The 1,388-nt window shown below is 36.3% G+C and carries 1 protein-coding gene; it reads left to right on the top strand.

The window, feature by feature from the left end; all coding sequences use genetic code 11:
* Positions 1–60: 60 nt before the first annotated feature.
* On the top strand, positions 61–1,388 hold a 1,328-nt coding region (locus tag MXE38_RS12290; protein ID WP_246915498.1), incomplete at its 3' end, for a hypothetical protein.

The raw sequence follows: 1,388 nt of genomic DNA on the forward strand, positions 1-1,388 counted from the left end.
GTTTAAAGTTTGATGCAACTCTTTCCCTAAAGAATTAACCTTAATATGAGCTTAAATTATATGACCCTTGCTAAAACTAATTCACATGAGCGAATCGAGTTGTCACAAGAGCTAGAAGCTATTATCAATTTAAACGCATCAAGAGGCGCTAAAGAAACAGAGTCTATTGGCGCATATCCTTTGTTTGCTGGCTTTATTAAGAAGTTTAAACTTGTTGAATTATTTGACAGACATATGACAAAGGGTGGTTACCATCATAAGGTAGGTAATGGTCATTTGCTTAACTATATGGGAACTACAATCTTTACTGGTAGTTATAAATCATTAATCAAGATAGATGAAAGTCTTGGTTCATTAGCGCTAGAGGCTATATTTGACGATGTAGATCAACTTGATACTGATGCTTTTAACAGGCAGAATTTTGCTTTAGCCTTAGAGGCTCTAGGCCAAAAAGGTTCAGAGGTATATACCGATCTTGCAATGTCTGTTATGAAATATCTTGGTATTCATGTTTCAACTGTTCATCTCTATGCAACAGCTAGAGGTATGTACCATGAAGCATATCCTTCTGACAATAGTAAGCATCTGTCTGAAGATGAGAGTAGTGCCAAAGACGTTAATTCACCTGATATCAGCAATATTGATAATGTTGAAGAGAAGTCTGAGATTAATAATGTTGAAGGGAAGTCTGAGATTGTTAATGACCAATCTGCACCTTTAGATGCAGTTAATGACGATGAGGAACAAGTATGTATAAAGATTGCTGTTCCTAAGTACGGTAAATCTAAAGATGGCCGTAATCTAGCTCAGGTTATGACTTATGGATTAACCGCTCAGGAATGCCGTATTCCATTGGCATTTGAGCTTAAGAATGGAAACACAAACGATTACTCTTACTTTCCTGAGTTTGCACGTGAGTCACTTAGTTGTCTACAACAAAATCTTAATAACCAGCTTAAATATGTTGTGGCCGATAGTGCTGCTTATAGTCCTAAAATGGCTCATGTTGCAAAGAGCAATGATATGGATTTGATTACTAGAATACCAGACTCATACAATGTTGCTAAAAGTGCTTTAACTCAAGCAGAGCCATTAACCCCAATCTATTCTGAGGAAGAATGGAATGATGGTATTTCTGGTATTGGTACTGTTAAAAAAGAAATACCTACTGGTCGTTTCTTACGCGATCTACCACCTTTGGAGTATCAAGAGGATAATCAAACTTTTGTCTATCCACAGCTTGGATTACTTGTTTACAACCCATCTTTAAAGTCTCAAAAAGAAAGGACTATTCAAAAGAAGGCAAAAAAGGAACAGAAGAAAATTATCGAGATGCTATCTCGTAACTTTAACTGTTTACCTGATGCAACCAAGCACTTAGAAAAGGT

Source organism: Anaerobiospirillum sp. NML120448 (assembly GCF_023050945.1).
Classification (GTDB): domain Bacteria; phylum Pseudomonadota; class Gammaproteobacteria; order Enterobacterales; family Succinivibrionaceae; genus Anaerobiospirillum.